Source organism: Pseudomonas sp. NFR16 (assembly GCF_900108875.1).
GTDB lineage: Bacteria > Pseudomonadota > Gammaproteobacteria > Pseudomonadales > Pseudomonadaceae > Aquipseudomonas.
The window spans coordinates 16851-33775 of the sequence record NZ_FNYJ01000002.1; the positions used below are offsets into that span (position 1 = coordinate 16851).

Annotated in this window: 12 protein-coding genes and 2 pseudogenes; 3 read left to right on the forward strand and 11 right to left on the reverse strand. The window is 60.7% G+C overall.

Going from position 1 to position 16925, the window contains the following annotated elements:
* Positions 1 to 262 precede the first annotated feature (262 nt).
* From BMZ10_RS08775 to iolC, 10 genes are all read right to left on the reverse strand, one after another.
* Positions 263 to 1285, reverse strand: a complete 1023-nt coding sequence (locus tag BMZ10_RS08775) for an ABC transporter permease (RefSeq protein ID WP_093462452.1) — start codon at positions 1283 to 1285, stop codon at positions 263 to 265.
* A gap of 67 nt (positions 1286 to 1352) precedes the next feature.
* The gene (locus tag BMZ10_RS08780) at positions 1353 to 2921 is read right to left on the reverse strand and encodes a sugar ABC transporter ATP-binding protein (RefSeq protein WP_093460265.1); all 1569 of its coding nucleotides are present in this window, start codon (positions 2919 to 2921) and stop codon (positions 1353 to 1355) included.
* 82 nt (positions 2922 to 3003) lie between these two features.
* Positions 3004 to 3933: a sugar ABC transporter substrate-binding protein gene (locus BMZ10_RS08785; protein ID WP_093460268.1), complete on the reverse strand. Its 930-nt coding sequence runs from the start codon at positions 3931 to 3933 to the stop codon at positions 3004 to 3006.
* Between the two features lie 58 nt (positions 3934 to 3991).
* Entirely contained in the window at positions 3992 to 4231 is a 240-nt protein-coding gene (locus tag BMZ10_RS08790; protein WP_093460271.1) for a hypothetical protein, read from the reverse strand.
* A gap of 254 nt (positions 4232 to 4485) precedes the next feature.
* A complete protein-coding gene (locus tag BMZ10_RS08795; RefSeq protein WP_093460274.1) occupies positions 4486 to 5505 on the reverse strand; it encodes a Gfo/Idh/MocA family protein in 1020 nt (339 codons plus the stop codon).
* 161 nt (positions 5506 to 5666) lie between these two features.
* On the reverse strand, positions 5667 to 7598 hold the full coding sequence (gene iolD, locus BMZ10_RS08800) for a 3D-(3,5/4)-trihydroxycyclohexane-1,2-dione acylhydrolase (decyclizing) (protein ID WP_093460277.1): 1932 nt from the start codon (positions 7596 to 7598) through the stop codon (positions 5667 to 5669).
* A 174-nt stretch (positions 7599 to 7772) separates the two neighbouring features.
* Positions 7773 to 9272 carry a CoA-acylating methylmalonate-semialdehyde dehydrogenase gene (locus BMZ10_RS08805; protein ID WP_093460280.1) on the reverse strand — a complete coding sequence of 500 codons (1500 nt, stop codon included), beginning with the start codon at positions 9270 to 9272 and terminating at the stop codon, positions 7773 to 7775.
* A gap of 22 nt (positions 9273 to 9294) precedes the next feature.
* On the reverse strand, positions 9295 to 10104 hold the full coding sequence (iolB, locus tag BMZ10_RS08810; RefSeq protein ID WP_093460283.1) for a 5-deoxy-glucuronate isomerase: 810 nt from the start codon (positions 10102 to 10104) through the stop codon (positions 9295 to 9297).
* Positions 10105 to 10106: 2 nt separating this feature from the next.
* Positions 10107 to 11027: a myo-inosose-2 dehydratase gene (iolE, locus tag BMZ10_RS08815; RefSeq protein ID WP_093462455.1), complete on the reverse strand. Its 921-nt coding sequence runs from the start codon at positions 11025 to 11027 to the stop codon at positions 10107 to 10109.
* Positions 11028 to 11079: 52 nt separating this feature from the next.
* Positions 11080 to 13017, reverse strand: a complete 1938-nt coding sequence (gene iolC / locus BMZ10_RS08820; RefSeq protein WP_093460286.1) for a bifunctional 5-dehydro-2-deoxygluconokinase/5-dehydro-2-deoxyphosphogluconate aldolase — start codon at positions 13015 to 13017, stop codon at positions 11080 to 11082.
* 233 nt (positions 13018 to 13250) lie between these two features.
* Here iolC and BMZ10_RS08825 point away from each other — a divergent pair, with 233 nt between their 5' ends.
* The 3 genes and pseudogenes from BMZ10_RS08825 to BMZ10_RS28270 all read left to right on the forward strand — a co-directional run.
* Positions 13251 to 14174, forward strand: a complete 924-nt coding sequence (locus tag BMZ10_RS08825) for a MurR/RpiR family transcriptional regulator (RefSeq protein WP_093460289.1) — start codon at positions 13251 to 13253, stop codon at positions 14172 to 14174.
* 317 nt (positions 14175 to 14491) lie between these two features.
* A pseudogene (locus BMZ10_RS28265) lies at positions 14492 to 15175 on the forward strand (PAS domain-containing protein); the annotation flags it as partial.
* A 105-nt stretch (positions 15176 to 15280) separates the two neighbouring features.
* Positions 15281 to 15712 (forward strand): annotated as a pseudogene (locus BMZ10_RS28270) (methyl-accepting chemotaxis protein); the annotation flags it as partial.
* Between the two features lie 210 nt (positions 15713 to 15922).
* On the opposite strand, the gene BMZ10_RS08835 reads toward BMZ10_RS28270, so the two are convergent.
* On the reverse strand, positions 15923 to 16840 hold the full coding sequence (locus BMZ10_RS08835) for a lysylphosphatidylglycerol synthase domain-containing protein (protein WP_256214489.1): 918 nt from the start codon (positions 16838 to 16840) through the stop codon (positions 15923 to 15925).
* Between the last annotated feature and the right edge of the window lie 85 nt (positions 16841 to 16925).

Sequence of the window (16925 nt, forward strand, 5' to 3'; positions counted from 1 at the left end):
GACGAAAGCGCCATAGTCTCCAAGCGCCACCTGGCACTCAATTTACGAGGGGCGGCAGTCTAAGGCCGGGTACCGTACTCGGCAACATAATTGATCAGGATTCGCTCAACAAGCCCTGAAATCCCCGGTGGCATTGAGTGAAACCGGTGTCCGGGGCATTTTCGCATCGACGGTCTCTGACCTGTCGCGTCACCGTCGGTTCAAATTCGCAGCAAAACAAAAAGGGCCTGAAACCAGGCCCTTTTTTCGCTTCATCTCGGCATCAGCGCTTGAGTTTGCGCTTGTTGCGGTATTGGTCGATGACCACCGCGACGACGATGATCAACCCTTTGATGATGTCTTGTACATAGGCATCGACGCCTACGAAGGTAAATCCGCTGGCCATCACGCCCAGAATCAGCGCACCGATCACTGTTCCGGTGATCCGGCCGACCCCACCTGACAGGCTGGTGCCGCCGATCACCGCAGCGGCGATGGCGTCGAGTTCGTAGGACACGCCCATCCCGGCCTGCCCCGTGGCCGCGCGTGCCGAAGCGACCACACCGGCCAGGCCCGCCAGCAGCCCGGCGATGCTGTACACGATCACCAGATGACGCTTGACGTTGATCCCCGACGTGCGCGCCGCCTGCATGTTGCCGCCGATCGCGTAGGTGTATTTGCCGTACTTGGTGTAGCGCAGGGCGATGTGAAAGATCACCGCCACCACCAGGAAAATGATCACCGGCATGGCCCCCTGACCAATGGCAGTGTAGGAATCGTTGAGCATGCTCACCGGCTGACCGCCGGTATAGAAGCGCGCCAGACCGCGCGCCGACACCATCATGCCCAGCGTGGCGATGAACGGCGGAATGCCGGTGATGGCAATGATGCTGCCGTTGATCGCGCCGGCCAGCAAGCCGACGCCCAGGCCGGCGATCACCGGTATCCAGACCGGCAGGTCGGTCAGCGACGGAAACACCGCGCGGCTGTAATCGGAGGACTGTGCGAGGCTCGCCGCGATCATGGCCGTGAGTGCCAGCACCGAGCCCGATGACAGGTCGATGCCGGTGGTGATGATCACTTGCGTGACGCCGATGGCGATCATGCCGATGATCGACACCTGCAGAATCATCAGCACCAGACGCTGAGAGTTGAGCAAAAAGCTCTGGTCGCGCACCACCCAGCCGAAAACCTCGAAGATCAGGCCGATGCCGATCAGCACCAGGAAAATACTCAGTTCGGTCGGCCACCGGCGTTTATGTCGATTGGGCGCCAGCGCGGGTTTGTTTTCCAGGATCGCGTTCATCTTCATTCATGCCTCTTGTTCTTGTTCGGACCCGGAACGGGCCGTTGGCACTCGGTGGTTGCGCCGCTCAGTGGAGAGCGTTACCGGACGCCAGGTGCATGACGCGCTCTTGAGTCGCCTCGGCGCGGTCCAGGGTGCCCATCATTTCGCCCTCGTGCATGACCATCACCCGGTCACTCATGCCGAGCACTTCCGGCAATTCCGAAGAAATCATAATCACCGCCATGCCTTCGCTGGCGAGCAGGGAAATCAGCCGGTAGATCTCGGCCTTGGCGCCCACGTCGATCCCACGGGTCGGCTCGTCGAGAATCAGCACGCGAGGGTTGGTCATCAGCCAGCGTGCCAGCAACGCTTTCTGTTGATTGCCGCCTGACAAGGTGTCGATGCATTGCTCGAGCGACGGTGTCTTGACCCGAAGCTTCTTGCACATGTCTTCGCACAGCACACGCAGCGCCTTCTGATGCACGAAACCGTTGCCGACGTAGTGCGGCAGCACGGCCATTTCCATGTTTTCCAGCACTGAGAGACAGGGAAACAGACCACTGAGCTTGCGGTCCTCGGTCAGCAGCGCAAAGCCCTTTTCAATCGCCAGGTGCGGGTCGCCGATCCTGACCGGCGCGCCGTCAAGGATGATTTCCCCTGCCGTGCTGGGCGTAATGCCGAACAGGGTCTCGGCGACATTGGTGCGCCCCGAGCCCATCAGGCCGGCGATGCCAAGCACTTCGCCCGCGTGCAGGTCAAACGACACCCCTTCGAACACGCCTTCCAGTGACAGGTCGCGCACGGACAGCAACAGGTCACCGATCGGCGCTTCGCGTTCGGGGAACAGCTGGGTCAATTCGCGGCCCACCATCATCGAGATCAGGCTGTCGCCGTTCATGCTGTCGGCGCGCTGCAAGCCGATGTAAGCGCCGTCGCGAAACACCGCCACTTCATCGGCAATGGCGAACACTTCGTTCATTTTATGGGTGATATAGATGATGCCCTTACCTTGCGCACGCAGGTCGGCAATGATCGAAAACAGGTGAGCGACTTCTTTTTCGGTGATGGCCGAGGTCGGCTCGTCCATGATCAGCACGTCGGAATCGTAGGACACCGCCTTGGCGATCTCGACCATTTGCCGCTCGGCAATGCTCAGATTGCCGACCTGCTCCTCCGGGTCCAGGTTGATGCGCAGGCGCTCCAAGAGTTGCGCGGTGCAGCGGTGCATGGCGCGATGGTCGACCATGTGCAGGCCGTTGAGCTGCTCGCGACCAATCCAGATGTTCTCGGCGATGGTCATGTGCGGCATCAGGTTGAGTTCCTGGTGAATCATCGCGATGCCCGACTGCAGCGCCGTCAGCGGCGTGTCGAACACCACCGGCTTGCCGCGCAGGAAGATCTCGCCCGCGTCCGGCTGGTAGATGCCGGCAATGATTTTCATCAGGGTGGACTTGCCCGCCCCGTTCTCGCCCATCAGCGCCAATACGCTGCCGGGCCGCACGCGCAATTGCACGTTGTCCAGCGCCACCACCCCAGGAAATCCTTTGCTGATATTGGTGATTTCCAGCAGATACGGATGCTCGGCGTCGACGATCGTCGACTCCATCGGGGCATCGCTGCGCGGAGCGGTCGAAGCAGTAACGGAAGCGAACATGGTCCAGGCTCCTCAGGTGACATCGGCAGCAGAGCGACGGCGCGCCGCCCTCTGCATCCTGTCAGTCGTCGTCGGGTGAGCGTTACTTGAACGTGTTGACGTTTTCCGGGGTGATCAGACGGAACGGGATCACGATCGCCTGCTCGGGCAGCGTCTCTTTTCTGGCCAGTTTCACGGCGGCATCGATGGAGCCTTCACCCTGGCCTTTGCCGTCCTGGAACACCGAAATCGTCAGGTCGCCTTTTTTCACCGCACTTAACCCGTCCGGCGTGCCGTCCACTCCCGCGACCAGCACATCACCGGGTTTCTTGCCCGCCTGCTTCAAGGCCATGGATGCGCCGATGGCCATTTCATCGTTGTTGGAGACGACGGCGCTGAAATCACGGCCCTGGGTCAGCCAGTTATTGGTGATGTCCATGCCTTTCTGCCGACCCCATGCGCCTTCCTGCTCTTCAGCCACTTTGATGTCGGGGTATTTTTTCAGCACTTCCTTCACGCCTTCGGTGCGGTCGCGAGTCGAGTTGTTCGACAGCTCGCCCAGCAAAATCACGATGCTGCCCTTGCCGTTCAGCTTCTTGGCCAGGTACTCCATCTGCATGCGACCGGCCTCTTTGTCGTCGGAGGTGACCGAGGCCACGCCCGCCGGAAGCTTCGGATCATCAGGACGGCGATTGACGTAGACCAGCGGGATACCGGCTGCGGTGGCGGCTTTGGTGATGCGGGCAGTCGCTGCGGTGTCGACAGGGTTGACGATCAGGGCATCGACTTTCTTGCCGATGAGCTCCTGAACCTGATCCAGCTGTTTGTTCACATCGTTGCGGCCGTCGACGAACTGCAGATCGACCCCGCCCATGGCCTTGGCTTTTTTGCCCATGTCCTCGCGCATATAGGTCAGGTAGGTATCATCGAACTGCGACATGGCCACGCCGATTTTCAGATCGGCCGCCAGCGTAACGCCGCTGCCGAGCATCAGGGCCAGTGCGAGAGAGGTGAAGCGGAGCTTGATGTTCATGAACGGTCTTTCTCCAAATTCTTGTTGTTGTAGTGAATTGGCTAACGACTGCTGGTGTTCAGAGCGACTGTTGCGGACTGGAAAAATGCGGGTTGGTGAAGTGCGCGACCGAGGCGGTGGACGCGCCGCAAACCATCACGCCGTGGCTTTCGACGCACAGCACTCGGGCAGCGGCGGCAAGCGCGCGATCGAGCAAAGGGGAAATGATGACGGTGGTGCGGGAGGCGGCGCGGAGGATGGCGCAAGCGGCGTGTGAGATTGAACGGCAAGCCTGGGTGGCATGTTTGAAAATGTTCATCGACGGTACCTGTCTGCTGTGACTTTCTTGTTTTTGTGTCGCTCGTCGAGCCTGATGAAGTGGGCTTTTAAACAGCTCCGTCACCGGGCCTGGACGTCGATAGTCGGCAACCTGGAAATGACTCTATTGGAAAATAATTTCCAATTCAACCAATTTTAGAATTTATTTCTATTTCCATTTTCTGAGGTGCAGTCGCTTGATCCGGCAGCAGGCACGGGCCCGCTGCGGTCGACAATCCAGACCGCTGAGCGCCGCTACAGCACTACTGCCCTGCCCTCTAGCGCACTGGTCCGCGCGGCGTCAAGGACGCGGGCCGACGCCACGGCATCCCGGGCATCCACCGGATTGCGGCCCTGGCTCATCACGGCATCCTGCAATTGCCGATAGAACTCCGGCCAGCAACCGCGCTCCGAAGGCACCCGTTCACGGTGTTCGCCCTGCTCGAACCAGCCCCAGCGCCGGTGCTCTTCAACGCCCCAGCGATCGCCTTCGGTTTTAGGCGACAACCCCGCCAGCGCGGCCTCTTCCTGACCGTCAAGGCCCTCAACGGTATAGCAGCCCTGTGAGCCGTTGACCCGAAAACGCGGACCTTTGGCGTTTTGCAGGCAATTGCCCCATAAATGCGAGATCACACCGCTGGCATGGGTCAGCGACACGAAAAAGCCGTGATCGACCTTCTGCTCCGGGGTGGCGAATTCAAGCTCGGCATATACCCGCGTAAACGGACCGAACAGCAGCAGCGCCTGATCGACGAGGTGACTGCCCAGGTCGCGCAGAATGCCACCGCCGCTCTCTTTGCCCACCGAGCCTGGCGAATAACGCTCGACCCGGGATTCAAATCGACTGATCCGGCCCAGCACGCCCTGATCGATCAGTTTGCGTACGGTGAGAAAGTCCGAGTCCCAGCGGCGGTTCTGGTAGACGCTCAGCAACACGCCGCGCTGTTCGGCAGCGTCCACCAGCTCCTGTGCTTGCCGGGCATCCGGGGCAAAGGGCTTGTCGCTGACCACGGGCACGCCCAGTTCGATGGCTTCCAGAATCAACGCACGCCGGGAAGCCAGCGGTGTGGAAATCACCACCGCATCAATGCCGGCCGCCACCATGTCGGCCAGGCTGTCGAAGGCCGGCACTTTGGGATGGTCCTTGTGCAGGTCCTGCCGACGCTCGGGCGAGCGAGTGACCACGCCCGCGAACGTTGCGCCGTTCATGCTGGCCAGCAAGGGCGCGTGAAAATAGCGCCCGCCCTTACCGTAGCCGATGAGTCCGATTTTCATGAGATCTCCTTTGTACATTGCATCTGCGCCATGCACCGGCCTTTTCCCGGCTGAAGCCGGTCCTACAGACGCTGCACGCTTTTCGTAGGACCGGCTTCAGCCGGGAAGAGGCCGAGTCAGTCGGCAAACACTGTTGAGCCTTACCCGCGACCGACCATTCATCAATATTTGCGGGCTTTTGCCAGCATCGCTTTCTGCCGCTCGTGCGCTTCAGCGGTCTTGTCGCTGGTCGACACCTCGGCCACACCCACGCGCCACCATGACAAATAACCATGGATCATCGTCTTGGGCAGGACCTTGATGTCGATCAGCGTCGACACCGTCTGCTTGCGCGCATCGGCCAGCGCCGCCTCCAGCGCCTCGACGGTCTTGACCGAGTAGGTCTTGCAACCGTACGCCGCTGCACTCATGGCGAAGTCCACCGGCACGAAGTCGCCGTCGAGTTGCCCGGTCTCCGGATTGCGATAGCGAAATTCAGTGCCATAGCTGCCCATGCCGTTGCCCATCTGCAGGTTGTTGATGCAGCCGAACGCCATATTATCCAGCAGCACCACATTGATCTTGCGCCGCTCCTGAATCGACGTCGCAAGCTCGGAGTGCAGCATCATGTAGGAGCCGTCGCCGACCAGCGCGTACACCTCGCGCTCGGGCGCAGCCATCTTGGCGCCGAGCGCGGCGTTGACCTCGTAACCCATGCATGAGTAACCGTATTCGACGTGATAGCTGTCCACGCTCATGCTGCGCCACGCTCGCTGCAGATCGCCGGGCAGGCTTCCGGCCGCCGCGACGATCACTGCATCGTCCGGCAACTGCTGGTTGAGCACGCCAAGCACGCGGCTCTGGGTCAGGCACGACCCGGTCATCTCGATGAAATCGCGCAGCACTTGCGGGTCCAGATGGCCGCCGACTTCAGGCTCAAAACCTTCGGTCTGATAGTCCACGGCGTATAAACGGTCGACTTCTGCATCCAGCGCCGCCCTCGCCCGCGCAGGTTGATCGCCCCACTGCGCACGATAATCGCCCATGTGCCCGGCAATCGAGCGCAGCGCCAGGCGCGCGTCGGCCAGCACCTGCACGCCGTCGAGCTTCTGCACGTCGAACGCGCCGACATTGAGGTTGAGAAACTGCACATCGGGATTCTGGAACAGTGACTTCGAGCCGGTGGTGAAATCGCTGTAACGGGTGCCGACACCGATGATCAGGTCAGCCTCGCGCGCCAGCGTGTTGGCCGCCAGCGAACCGGTTTCGCCAATGCCGCCCATGTTGAGCGGGTGCGCGGAAACAATCGCACTCTTGCCCGCCTGGGTTTCAGTGAACGGAACATCAAAGCGCTCCGCGAACGCCTGCAACTCGGCCGCCGCGCCGGAGTAACGGACGCCGCCCCCGCAAATCAACAATGGCTTGCGTTTGCCCCTGAGCAGCGAAACAGCTTCGGCGAGCATCGCCTCCGTGGCTGGACGGCGATCGATGCGGTGCACGCGTTTTTGCAGAAACGAGTCGGGGTAATCATAGGCTTCGCCTTGCACGTCCTGCGGCAGCGCGAGGGTAACCGCACCGGTCTCGGCAGGGTCGGTGAGCACGCGCATGGCATTGAGGGCGGCGCTCATCAATTGCTCGGGCCGGTTGATGCGGTCCCAGAATTTGCTGACCGCCTTGAACGCATCGTTGGTGCTGATGCTCAGGTCGTGGAATTGCTCGATCTGCTGCAATACAGGATCCGGTTGACGACTGGCGTACACATCGCCGGGCAGCAACAGCAACGGAATGCGGTTGGCCGACGCCGTGGCCGCAGCGGTGAGCATGTTCGCGGCTCCCGGACCCACGGACGAGGTGCATGCGTAAATTTTGCGCCGCAGGTGCTGCTTGGCGAAACCCATGGCGGCGTGGCACATGCCTTGTTCATTGCGGCCCTGATGCACGACCAGATCGCCGCTGTCCTGCTCCAGCGCCTGGCCCAGACCCAGCACGTTGCCGTGGCCGAAAATCGTGAACACCCCGGCGACGAATTTGCTCTGCACGCCGTCGACTTCGACGTACTGGTTATCGAGAAATTTCACCAAAGCCTGGGCCATGGTCAGTCGTGTCGTGGTCATGCTTGCACCTTGTTTTTATTGGAGGTGATGAGGCGACGTACATATTGATCGTTCTCACGTTCTGCGTGGGATCGCATTATGGAACGCTCCGCGTCCATCGTCTGACCCGGAGCGTCAGTGGCGGCGTTACCACCCGGAACGTGAGAACGATCATTGAGGGCACTTGGCCCCGGCTTACTTCGCCGTCGGCATGCTGAACTCAGGGCCTTTGGCGATGCTGTCCGGCCAGCGCTGCATGACGCTCTTGTAACGGCTGTAGAAGCGCAGGCCTTCTTCCCCGTAGGCGTGGTGGTCGCCGAACAGCGAGCGTTTCCAGCCGCCGAACGAATGCCAGGCCATGGGCACCGGAATCGGTACGTTGATGCCCACCATGCCCACCTTGATGTTGCGGGCGAAGGCCCGGGCGATGCCGCCGTCGCGGGTGAAACACGACACCCCATTGCCGAACTCGTGAGCGTTGATCAATTCGACCGCAGCGGCGAAATCCGCCACATGGACGATCCCCAGCACGGGTCCGAAAATTTCTTCCTTATAAACAGTCATGTCCGGGGTCACGTCATCGAACAACGTCGGGCCGACGAAAAAGCCGCTCTCGGCGCCCGGCACGTTGAACTGGCGGCCGTCGACGATCAGCTTCGCGCCCTCTTTGACGCCCTGATCAATGTAGTCCTGCACCTTGGCCTTGTGCGCCGCCGTGACCAGCGGGCCCATGTCGGAATCGGCGTTCATGCCGTTGCCGACCTTGAGCGAATCGATGCGGGGCAGCAGCGCGTCGATCAGTTTCTGCCCGACATCGCCCACCACCACGGCAATGGAAATCGCCATGCAGCGCTCGCCGGCCGAACCATAGGCGGCACCGATCAGCGCATCCGCCGCCTGATCCAGATCGGCATCGGGCATCACGATCATGTGATTTTTCGCTCCGCCCAGCGCCTGCACGCGCTTACCCTGAGCGGTGCCTTGCTGGTGGATGTACTCGGCGATCGGCGTGGAGCCGACGAAAGAAATCGCTTCGATGCCCTTGTGCTGCAGCAAGGCGTCCACCGCCACCTTGTCACCCTGAACGACGTTGAACACGCCGTCTGGCAACCCGGCCTGCTGGAGCAGGCGCGCCATCAGCAACGACGCCGACGGGTCGCGCTCGGACGGCTTGAGGATGAAGCAGTTACCGGTGACCAAGGCCATGGGGATCATCCACAGCGGCACCATGACCGGAAAATTGAACGGTGTGACGCCTGCGCACACGCCCAGCGGCTGACGCAGGTTCCAGTTATCGATGCCGCCGCCGATGTTGTCGCTGAAATCGCTTTTCAACAGACTCGGCGCGCCGCAGGCGAACTCGACGATTTCAATGCCGCGCACCACCTCGCCCTTGGCATCGGAAAACACCTTGCCGTGCTCGCGACAGATGATCTCAGCCAGCTCGTCGTGGTGCTGATCGAGCAGTTCCTTGAATTTGAACATGACCCGCGCGCGCCGCAACGACGACTGATCGGCCCACGCGGGAAACGCTGCCTGCGCCGCCGCCACGGCCTGATCGATGGTGGTCGGCTCGGCCAGCGCCACCCGCGCCTGGACTGCGCCCGTGGCCGGGTTGAACACATCGCTGAAACGCTCGCTGGTGTCGTGCACCTGGCCGTTGATGTAGTGGCCGATAATCGGGGCGTTGCTCATGGTGGCTCCTTGAGAAATGGCGTTAAAGATCCAGCAACCACTGATGCTCGGGATCGTTGTGAAATTGCCAGGCGCGTTTGGGCCCCGCCATCACATTCAGGTAATACGACTCGTAGCCATAAGGCACGCTGACCGGGTGATAACCCTTCGGCACCGTGACCAGATCATTGTTTTCCACCGCCATGGCCTGATCGATGCTGCGATCGTCGGTGTACACGCGCTGAAAAATGAAGCCCTGCGGCGGGCTGATCTGGTGGTAGTAGGTTTCCTCCAGAAAACTTTCGTGGGGCAGATCGTCCTTGTCGTGCTTGTGCGGCGGGTAGCTGGAGGAGTGCCCCGACGGGGTGCGCACTTCCACCACCAGCAGCGAATGCGCAGGCTCGCTGTCGGGCAGGATGTCGCAGACGTAGCGGGTGTTCGCCGATTTGCCGCGCACACTGCGCTTCATGGTTTCAGGCCGGATCAGCCGCGCTGGCAAACCCCTGGAACGATCGCCAGGCGCTGCGCACACCGCAATCTGAACGGCACTGAGGGCCGTGACCTGCGCCTGGCTGTCAGGCGGCAGATAAACGGCAAAGGGCGATTTTTCCTCGAACACCGACTGCCGATCACCGATGTTCTCCCAGCTGAAACTGCCCTGCCCCGGCGATTCGCCGCTGACGCTGACACGTCCGCTGAGCAACACCAGGCAGATTTCTCTGTCACCGCAGCTGACCGGCAGCCGTTCGCCCACCGTCAGGCGATGGGCAGAAAAACCGACGTATTCCAGCACGCCCTCGGCCAGCGCTACGACATCGCGGCCTTCGGCCTTGCTCTTGACCAGAAGATTCATGCTCACAGGCTCCTTTGTGCAGGGTTGTGTTCGTGTGCCGTGGCCAACAGATTGCGCAGTGTCTCGAAGCCTTTTTTCGCGTACACATAACTGGGCGCGACGGCTGGATCCTGCTCGGCCTCAACCACCAGCCAGCCTTCGTAACGGGCCTGCATCAACACCTCGAGCAACGCGGCGAAATCGATGTCGCCATCGCCGGGCACGGTGAACGTGCCGTTGACGATGCAGTCCGGGAAACTCCAGAGGTTGTTGCGCGCCAGTTGCACCACCGGTTTGCGCACGTCCTTGAAATGCACGTGACAGACCCGGTCGATGTGCTTGCGCAACACCTGCAGCGGATCGCCACCGCCCATGTAGCAATGGCCCGAATCGAACAACAGCCCGACTTCACTGCCGGTGCGGGCCATCAGTTGATCGATGTCATCGGGTGACTCGACGTAAGCGCCCATGTGGTGGTGATAGGCCAGACGCACGCCTTGCGACAGCGTGAAGCGCGCAAGCTCGGTCAGCTTGTCGGCGTACGCTTGCCAAGCGGTGTCAGTGTGAAAGCGCGGGCGCTCGACCAGCCGGATGCGTTGCCCCTGGATCGAGTCGGCGACCTCGCCATACACCAGCACGTTGGCGCCATTGTGCTTCAACAGCTCAACATGGCTGGCGATGGCTTCGATTTCTTCGGCCACCGAGCGGCTGGCGAGCCGGCTCGAATACCAGCCCGAGACCAGCGCCAGACCGTAAGGCCGAAGCACATCGGCCACGCCCTTGGCGTCCTTGGGGAACTTGCCGTTGAGCTCGAAGCCTGCATAGCCGATTTCCTTGCCTTCGCTCAGCGCCGTGCTCAACGGCGTCTCTCCTCCCAGCGCGGGCAGGTCGTCGTTGCTCCAGGAAATCGGGTTGATGCCAATTCGGATTGCGGAAGCGGGCATGGCTGCACCTTTTTGTTGTGATCGCGTGTTGAAAATACCGACTGCGCCCGGCTCACGCCCGCGCATCACGCCAGGACTCGATCAGGAAACCGAACGTGCTCTGCACCCGACTGATGAGCCCGGCGTCGTCGATTTCGCCTTCCAGCCACGCACGGCTGGGCTCGTGAAAAATCGTCCGGCCCACGGCAAATCCCCGACACGTGGTACTTTGGCTGGCTTCACGAAAACCCGCCGCCAGGGTTTCCGCCGGCGCATTGAGTCCCAGCAGCACCACGCCGCGGCAGTACGGATCACGCGCCTGAATCAGCGCGTCGAGTTGCTCCCACACGTGCGCGGGCTGGGATTCGATCTTCCACCACGCCGGGTAAATGCCGAGGTTGTACAGGCGCTTGATCGCGCGATAGATCACATCCGGGTGCGGTGAAGGGTGATCCTTGGGCGGGATGACTTCCAAAAGCAATTCATGACCGCTGGCCTGAGACGCCTGATACAGCCCCATCAACTGCGCTTCCTGCTCCAGACGCAACATCGGTTCGTCGTCCGGGTGGTATTGCACCAGGCATTTGATGATCTGCTCCTGGGGCCAGCTCTGCAGGTTGCTGCCGATTGAGCGGCCATGTTCGAACGCCAGTGGCCGCGAGCCCTGCACCTCCACCGGCCTGGCGATCCACCAGCCACGGCCGGTGGCAACGTTGAGTGAGTCCTGACCAAAGCGCTGGTCCGCAAGCAGACCGACATCGGCGGCGATGCCGCGCTTGCGCAGATCCGCCTCGACGCGCTCGACCGCCTGAATGAACAATTGTTTGAGTTGACCGATGCAGGCCAGGTCGCGCCCGGCTTTCTGGGCGAGTTCGACCAGTTGCCCACGATGATCGAACGCAAAAATGAACAGCTGCTGCCATTGCTTGCGTGGCACGCTGACCCGGTGCAGACGCTGCAGCACCGCGTCCTGATCAGGCCGGGTGATCGGCACCGGACTGCTGAACAGGTAATCCAGCTCGGCCAGGGTCGGCATCGCCGGCGCACAGGCATGGCGCGACACGACCAGGCCGCCACAGGCATTGGCCAACTGGCAACAGCGCTCGTCGCTGTCTTCGTTGAGCCAGCCCTTGAGAAACCCGGACATAAAAGCATCGCCGGCGCCAAGCACATTGAGGACCTCCACCCGCACGCCGGGATAAATCGCGCCGTCTTCCAGTCGTGAGGGAATGGCGCCATGGATCACCGTGCAGCCTTGCGGCCCCAGCTTGACCACCAGCGTCGCGTCGGTCAGCCCGCGCACCGTGCGCAACGCGGTCAGCAGATCGGTGGCTGCACCAGCGATGAGGAATTCTTCCTCGGTGCCGACGATCAGGTCGAAGCGCGGCAGGATACGTTGCACGTGCTGACTGACCTTCTGGTCGGCCACGAACCGGGTCTCACCATCGGCCTTGCCGGTCAGGCCCCACAGCACCGGCCGATAGTCGATGTCCAGCACACGCCTGACGTCGTGCTTCTCGGCATAATCGAGCGCCTGACTGCTGGCCTTGAACACCTGATCGGTGGAGAAATGCGTGCCGGTGATCAACAACGCTTTGCTCGAGGCAATCTGCGCCTCGTCGATGTCCTCGGCCTGCAGCGCCATGTCAGCGCAGTTTTCCCGGTAGAACACCAGGGGAAAGGTCTCGCGATCCTTGATACCGAGCAGCACCATCGCGGTCAGGCGCTCGGAGTCGACCTTGATGCCGCTGACGTCACAGCCTTCGCGGGCCAGGGATTCGACGAGGAAACGGCCCATGTGGTCGTTGCCGACGCGGGTCAGCATGGCCGACCTTACGCCCAGCCGTGCGGTACCGAACGCGATGTTGGCCGACGATCCACCCAGGTATTTGGCGAAGCTGCCGACATCTTCCAGACGCGCGCCGATCTGCTGCGCATAAAGATCGACGCCCAGACGTCCGAGGCAAATCACGTCCAGTTGGCGTGCGCTGGCAAAACGAGTCTGGCCCATGCTGGCTCCTTTTATTTTTATTTAGCCCGGGCTTGCGAGAAGCCCTGTTCGTGAATGCAGACTAGAACGCTGCAAGACAAGGAGCAATGATTTTTTCTATATTTTTTTCAAGTAGAATATTTTTTCCACTTTGCGCAAATGCCCGCTCTTCGTGCTAAACAGAGGCAGGTCGCAGGCAAGCCACGCTAAACTGCCAGCCGCGTTTACAAGAACAAGCCAAAGGATCCATCCGTATGCCAAGCACCGATCAGCCCTCCCTGCCCGAGACCGACGACAGCGCTGCGTCGCCCATCATCGCGCCGGACACGGCTGACGCCTTGCTCAAGCTGATCACCGCCGAGTATGAAAGTCTGCCTCGGCAGCTCAAGCGGATCGCCAGTTACATGAGCCAGCAGAGTGACCGGATCATGGTCGACCGCATCAGCGACATTGCCCGTGAATGCGAAGTGCATCCGTCAGCCATCGTGCGGTTTTCCCAGCGCTTCGGCTTCAGCGGATTCAGCGAAATGCAGTCGTTGTTTCGCGAGGCGTATACGCACAAGGCGACGCCCGTGCAGAACTACCAGCAGCGCATTCGCAGCATGATCGCCAACAAATCGCAGAAAGCCAGCGGCGGCGACCTGGCGCGCGAATGCGTAAACGCCACGCTGTCCGGGCTTGAGCGGCTGGCACTGGAACTGGACGACGAAGCGTTCGAGAAAGCCGTGGATCTGGTCGTCAATGCTGACAATATCTACGTGGTCGGCGTGCGCCGCTCCTTCGCCGTGGCCGATTATCTGGTTTACAACCTGCAGCACACCAACAAGCGCATTCACCTGATTTCCGGACTGGGCGGCAGCTACCGCGAGCAGATGCGCAGCGTGCGCGCCAATGATCTGGTCATCGCCATCAGCTTCACGCCATACGGCAAGGAAACCCAGCACTGCCTGCGTATCGCTCAACACCATCAGGCCAAGACGCTGATCATTACCGACAGCAACCTGTCGCCGCTGGCCAAGCGCGCCAACTCGGTGCTGTTGGTCAACGAAGGCAGCTCGTTCGCCTTCCGTTCCCTGAGCGCCACGCTGTGCCTGTGCCAGGCGCTGTTCATCGCGGTCGCGTATCGGCTGGAGTTAAAGGTGGACGAGATGTCGGAACAGGTGGGATTCGAGGACTGAACGGCCGCGCGTCCAGCCGCCGCGATGGCTGTGGCGCGCAGAATTCTGCGCAGTCAGGTCGCCTTGTACAAAACCGACGAGCTGTACAAGATTTGTGTAGCTTTTTGATATCACGTTTGTAATGATCTACTCACTGCAGACGGACACCGCAGCTGAGCCTCAAACGCGCTCACAGGGTCAAGGAACACGACCGTTTCGTCGTTCCACCCGCGAGAGCCGCCATCATGTTTTTCGACTCGTCCAAGAATAGACTCATCCAGACCCTGCAACACACTGTCTCCTATCAAACCAGCCTGCTGGAAGCGATCAACCGCTCGATGGCCAGCATCGAGTTTGACCTGCACGGGGTTGTGCTCAGCGCCAACGACAACTTTTATCGCGCCATGCACTACCGCCCCGAGCAAGTGATCGGCAAGGAACACCGTATCTTCTGCACCGACGAGTACGTACGCAGCAGCGAGTATTCGCAGCTCTGGGCGCGGCTGCGCACTGGCGAATTCGTGTCGGCAACCTTTCAGCGGGTGGCAGGCGACGGGCGCGCGGTCTGGCTCGAGGCCAGCTACAACCCGATCAAGGACGCCGAAGGCAAGGTGGTCAAGATCGTCAAATACGCCGTGGACGTGACGGAGAAACTTCAGAACGAGCGCGAGTCCCAGAACAAACTCCAGGCCATCGACCGCGCCATGGCGGTCATCGAGTTCGGCCTCGACGGTCAGATCATCGCAGCCAACGAAAATCTGCTGCGGTTGATGGGCTACAGCCGTCAGGAACTGCTGGGCAAAAACCACCGAATTCTGTGCCCGGCCGACCTGGTCAACAGCGGCGAATACCTGGATTTCTGGCGTCGGCTGAACAAAGGCGAATTTTTCAGTGGCCAGTTCAAACGCATTGGCAAGCATGGCCAGACGCTTTGGCTGGAAGCGTCTTACAACCCTGTGTATGACGCCTGCGGAAAGCTGTGCAAAGTGGTCAAATACGCCTCTGATGTCACGGCACGTATCGAGAAGCATGAGCAGGACTCGCACAGCGCGGCGCAGGCGTATCACATTTCGGTGCAGACCCGGAAATACGCCGAGCAAGGTACGCAAGTGATCCAGCAGGCCGCCAGCGAAATGCGCCAGATTTCGCAGAATATCGATGACTCGTCGCGGATCATCGGCCAACTGGGCGAGCGTTCGGAGCAAATCACGGCCATCGTCAATACCATTCACAGCATTGCCGACCAGACCAACCTGCTCGCCCTCAACGCGGCGATTGAAGCAGCGCGGGCGGGCGATCAAGGCCGCGGATTCGCCGTGGTGGCCGATGAGGTGCGCCAACTGGCAGGCCGCACCAGTCGCTCCACGCAAGAAATCTCCGAAATGATCCAGGTCATCCAGAACGAGACGCGCCAGGCCATTGTCAGCATGGACAACACCCGGACCAACGCAGCCAAGGGCGTGGACCTCGCGGATCAGGCCGGCAGCGCGATCGTGCAGATCAGCGCCGGAACCAATGACGCGGTGGATGCAGTAAGGATGTTTGCGGGCAAGGACTGATCGCAGTGACCCGGTCCATTGTGAAGCCAGCAAGCTGGCTTCACGGATTTGTGTCTGGCCGGAGAATTCGGGGATGGCCGCAGATCCCTGTAAGAGTGAGCTTGCTCGCGAACTGGCCGGTACATTCGGTGCACCTGCATTGACCGGAATATAGTCATTGCAAGCTAGCTGGCCCACAGGTCTGACCGCAGCGTGTCAGGTGTGTCGCAATCATCCCTCCCTGCGCGCTTCGTTTTTGCTGCGCATGGCTTTGGCACGCTTCTCCAACACCAGATACACCACCACCGCCAGCATCAATGGAATCAGGAAATAGATCACTCGATAGCCGATCAATGCGGCGAGCAGCTGCCCTTTACTGAACTGATGCTGCATCAGCGTGATGAATACGGTTTCAAGCACGCCAAGGCCCGCGGGAATGTGAGCGATGACTCCAGCGATGCTACTGATCAGCAAAATCCCTAACACAGCGGGATAGAACGCCTTTTCCGGCAGAAGCACGTAGATCAGCAGCGCCATCAGTCCCCAGTTCAATGCCCCGAGCAAAGCCTGACGCAGCGCCTGATTGAGCGACGGCAGGACCAGTTGCTGCTTGCGAATGGTCCAGGTCCTGCGCTTCGAAAAACGGCAGGCGAGAAAATAGCTGAAACACACCGCCAGCAGCACGAAGCCGATCAGTTGCAACGTCGTGTCGCCTATCTTCCAGCCGTCGGGCAGATCGATGAAATCACCGGCAAACACAAAGCCTGCCAGCAGCATGTAACCGAGCCAGTTGGTGATCAGGCTCAGGCTGAGAATGCGGGTAATGGTCGGCACGTCGAGCCCAAGCCGCGAATACAGCCGATAACGCAACGCGATGCCGCCTACCCATGAACTGAGGTTGAGGTTGAAGGCGTAGCAGACGAACGTCACCGGAATGATCTGAGAGACCGACAATTTGTGCTCGGTGTAACGCCGGGCGAGCACGTCGAAACCGCAATAGGTCAGGTAACTGCCCGCTGCGATCAGGAATCCCAGCACCAGCGTGCTCGCTTTATAGGACTGAAGCGCATGGCTGACCTCTTTCCAGTCCAGATTCTTCATCAGGGTGAACAGCAAAACCGGCACTGCAATGAAGAAAAACAGCGTCATGCCGCGCTTGGCCCACGTCAGCCATGGCCGGTTCTTGCCATTGTGTTCTTGATTCTGCTCCCGGGTCGGGGCTTGTGAGACTCCA

Bases quoted from the DNA above. Each gene is read 5' to 3' on its own strand.
- BMZ10_RS08775 (WP_093462452.1), bottom strand. From the start codon at position 1,285: ATGAACGCGATCCTGGAAAACAAACCCGCGCTGGCGCCCAATCGACAT.
- BMZ10_RS08780 (WP_093460265.1), bottom strand. From the start codon at position 2,921: ATGTTCGCTTCCGTTACTGCTTCGACCGCTCCGCGCAGCGATGCCCCG.
- BMZ10_RS08785 (WP_093460268.1), bottom strand. From the start codon at position 3,933: ATGAACATCAAGCTCCGCTTCACCTCTCTCGCACTGGCCCTGATGCTC.
- BMZ10_RS08790 (WP_093460271.1), bottom strand. From the start codon at position 4,231: ATGAACATTTTCAAACATGCCACCCAGGCTTGCCGTTCAATCTCACAC.
- BMZ10_RS08795 (WP_093460274.1), bottom strand. From the start codon at position 5,505: ATGAAAATCGGACTCATCGGCTACGGTAAGGGCGGGCGCTATTTTCAC.
- iolD (WP_093460277.1), bottom strand. From the start codon at position 7,598: ATGACCACGACACGACTGACCATGGCCCAGGCTTTGGTGAAATTTCTC.
- BMZ10_RS08805 (WP_093460280.1), bottom strand. From the start codon at position 9,272: ATGAGCAACGCCCCGATTATCGGCCACTACATCAACGGCCAGGTGCAC.
- iolB (WP_093460283.1), bottom strand. From the start codon at position 10,104: ATGAATCTTCTGGTCAAGAGCAAGGCCGAAGGCCGCGATGTCGTAGCG.
- iolE (WP_093462455.1), bottom strand. From the start codon at position 11,027: ATGCCCGCTTCCGCAATCCGAATTGGCATCAACCCGATTTCCTGGAGC.
- iolC (WP_093460286.1), bottom strand. From the start codon at position 13,017: ATGGGCCAGACTCGTTTTGCCAGCGCACGCCAACTGGACGTGATTTGC.
- BMZ10_RS08825 (WP_093460289.1), top strand. From the start codon at position 13,251: ATGCCAAGCACCGATCAGCCCTCCCTGCCCGAGACCGACGACAGCGCT.
- BMZ10_RS08835 (WP_256214489.1), bottom strand. From the start codon at position 16,840: ATGACGCTGTTTTTCTTCATTGCAGTGCCGGTTTTGCTGTTCACCCTG.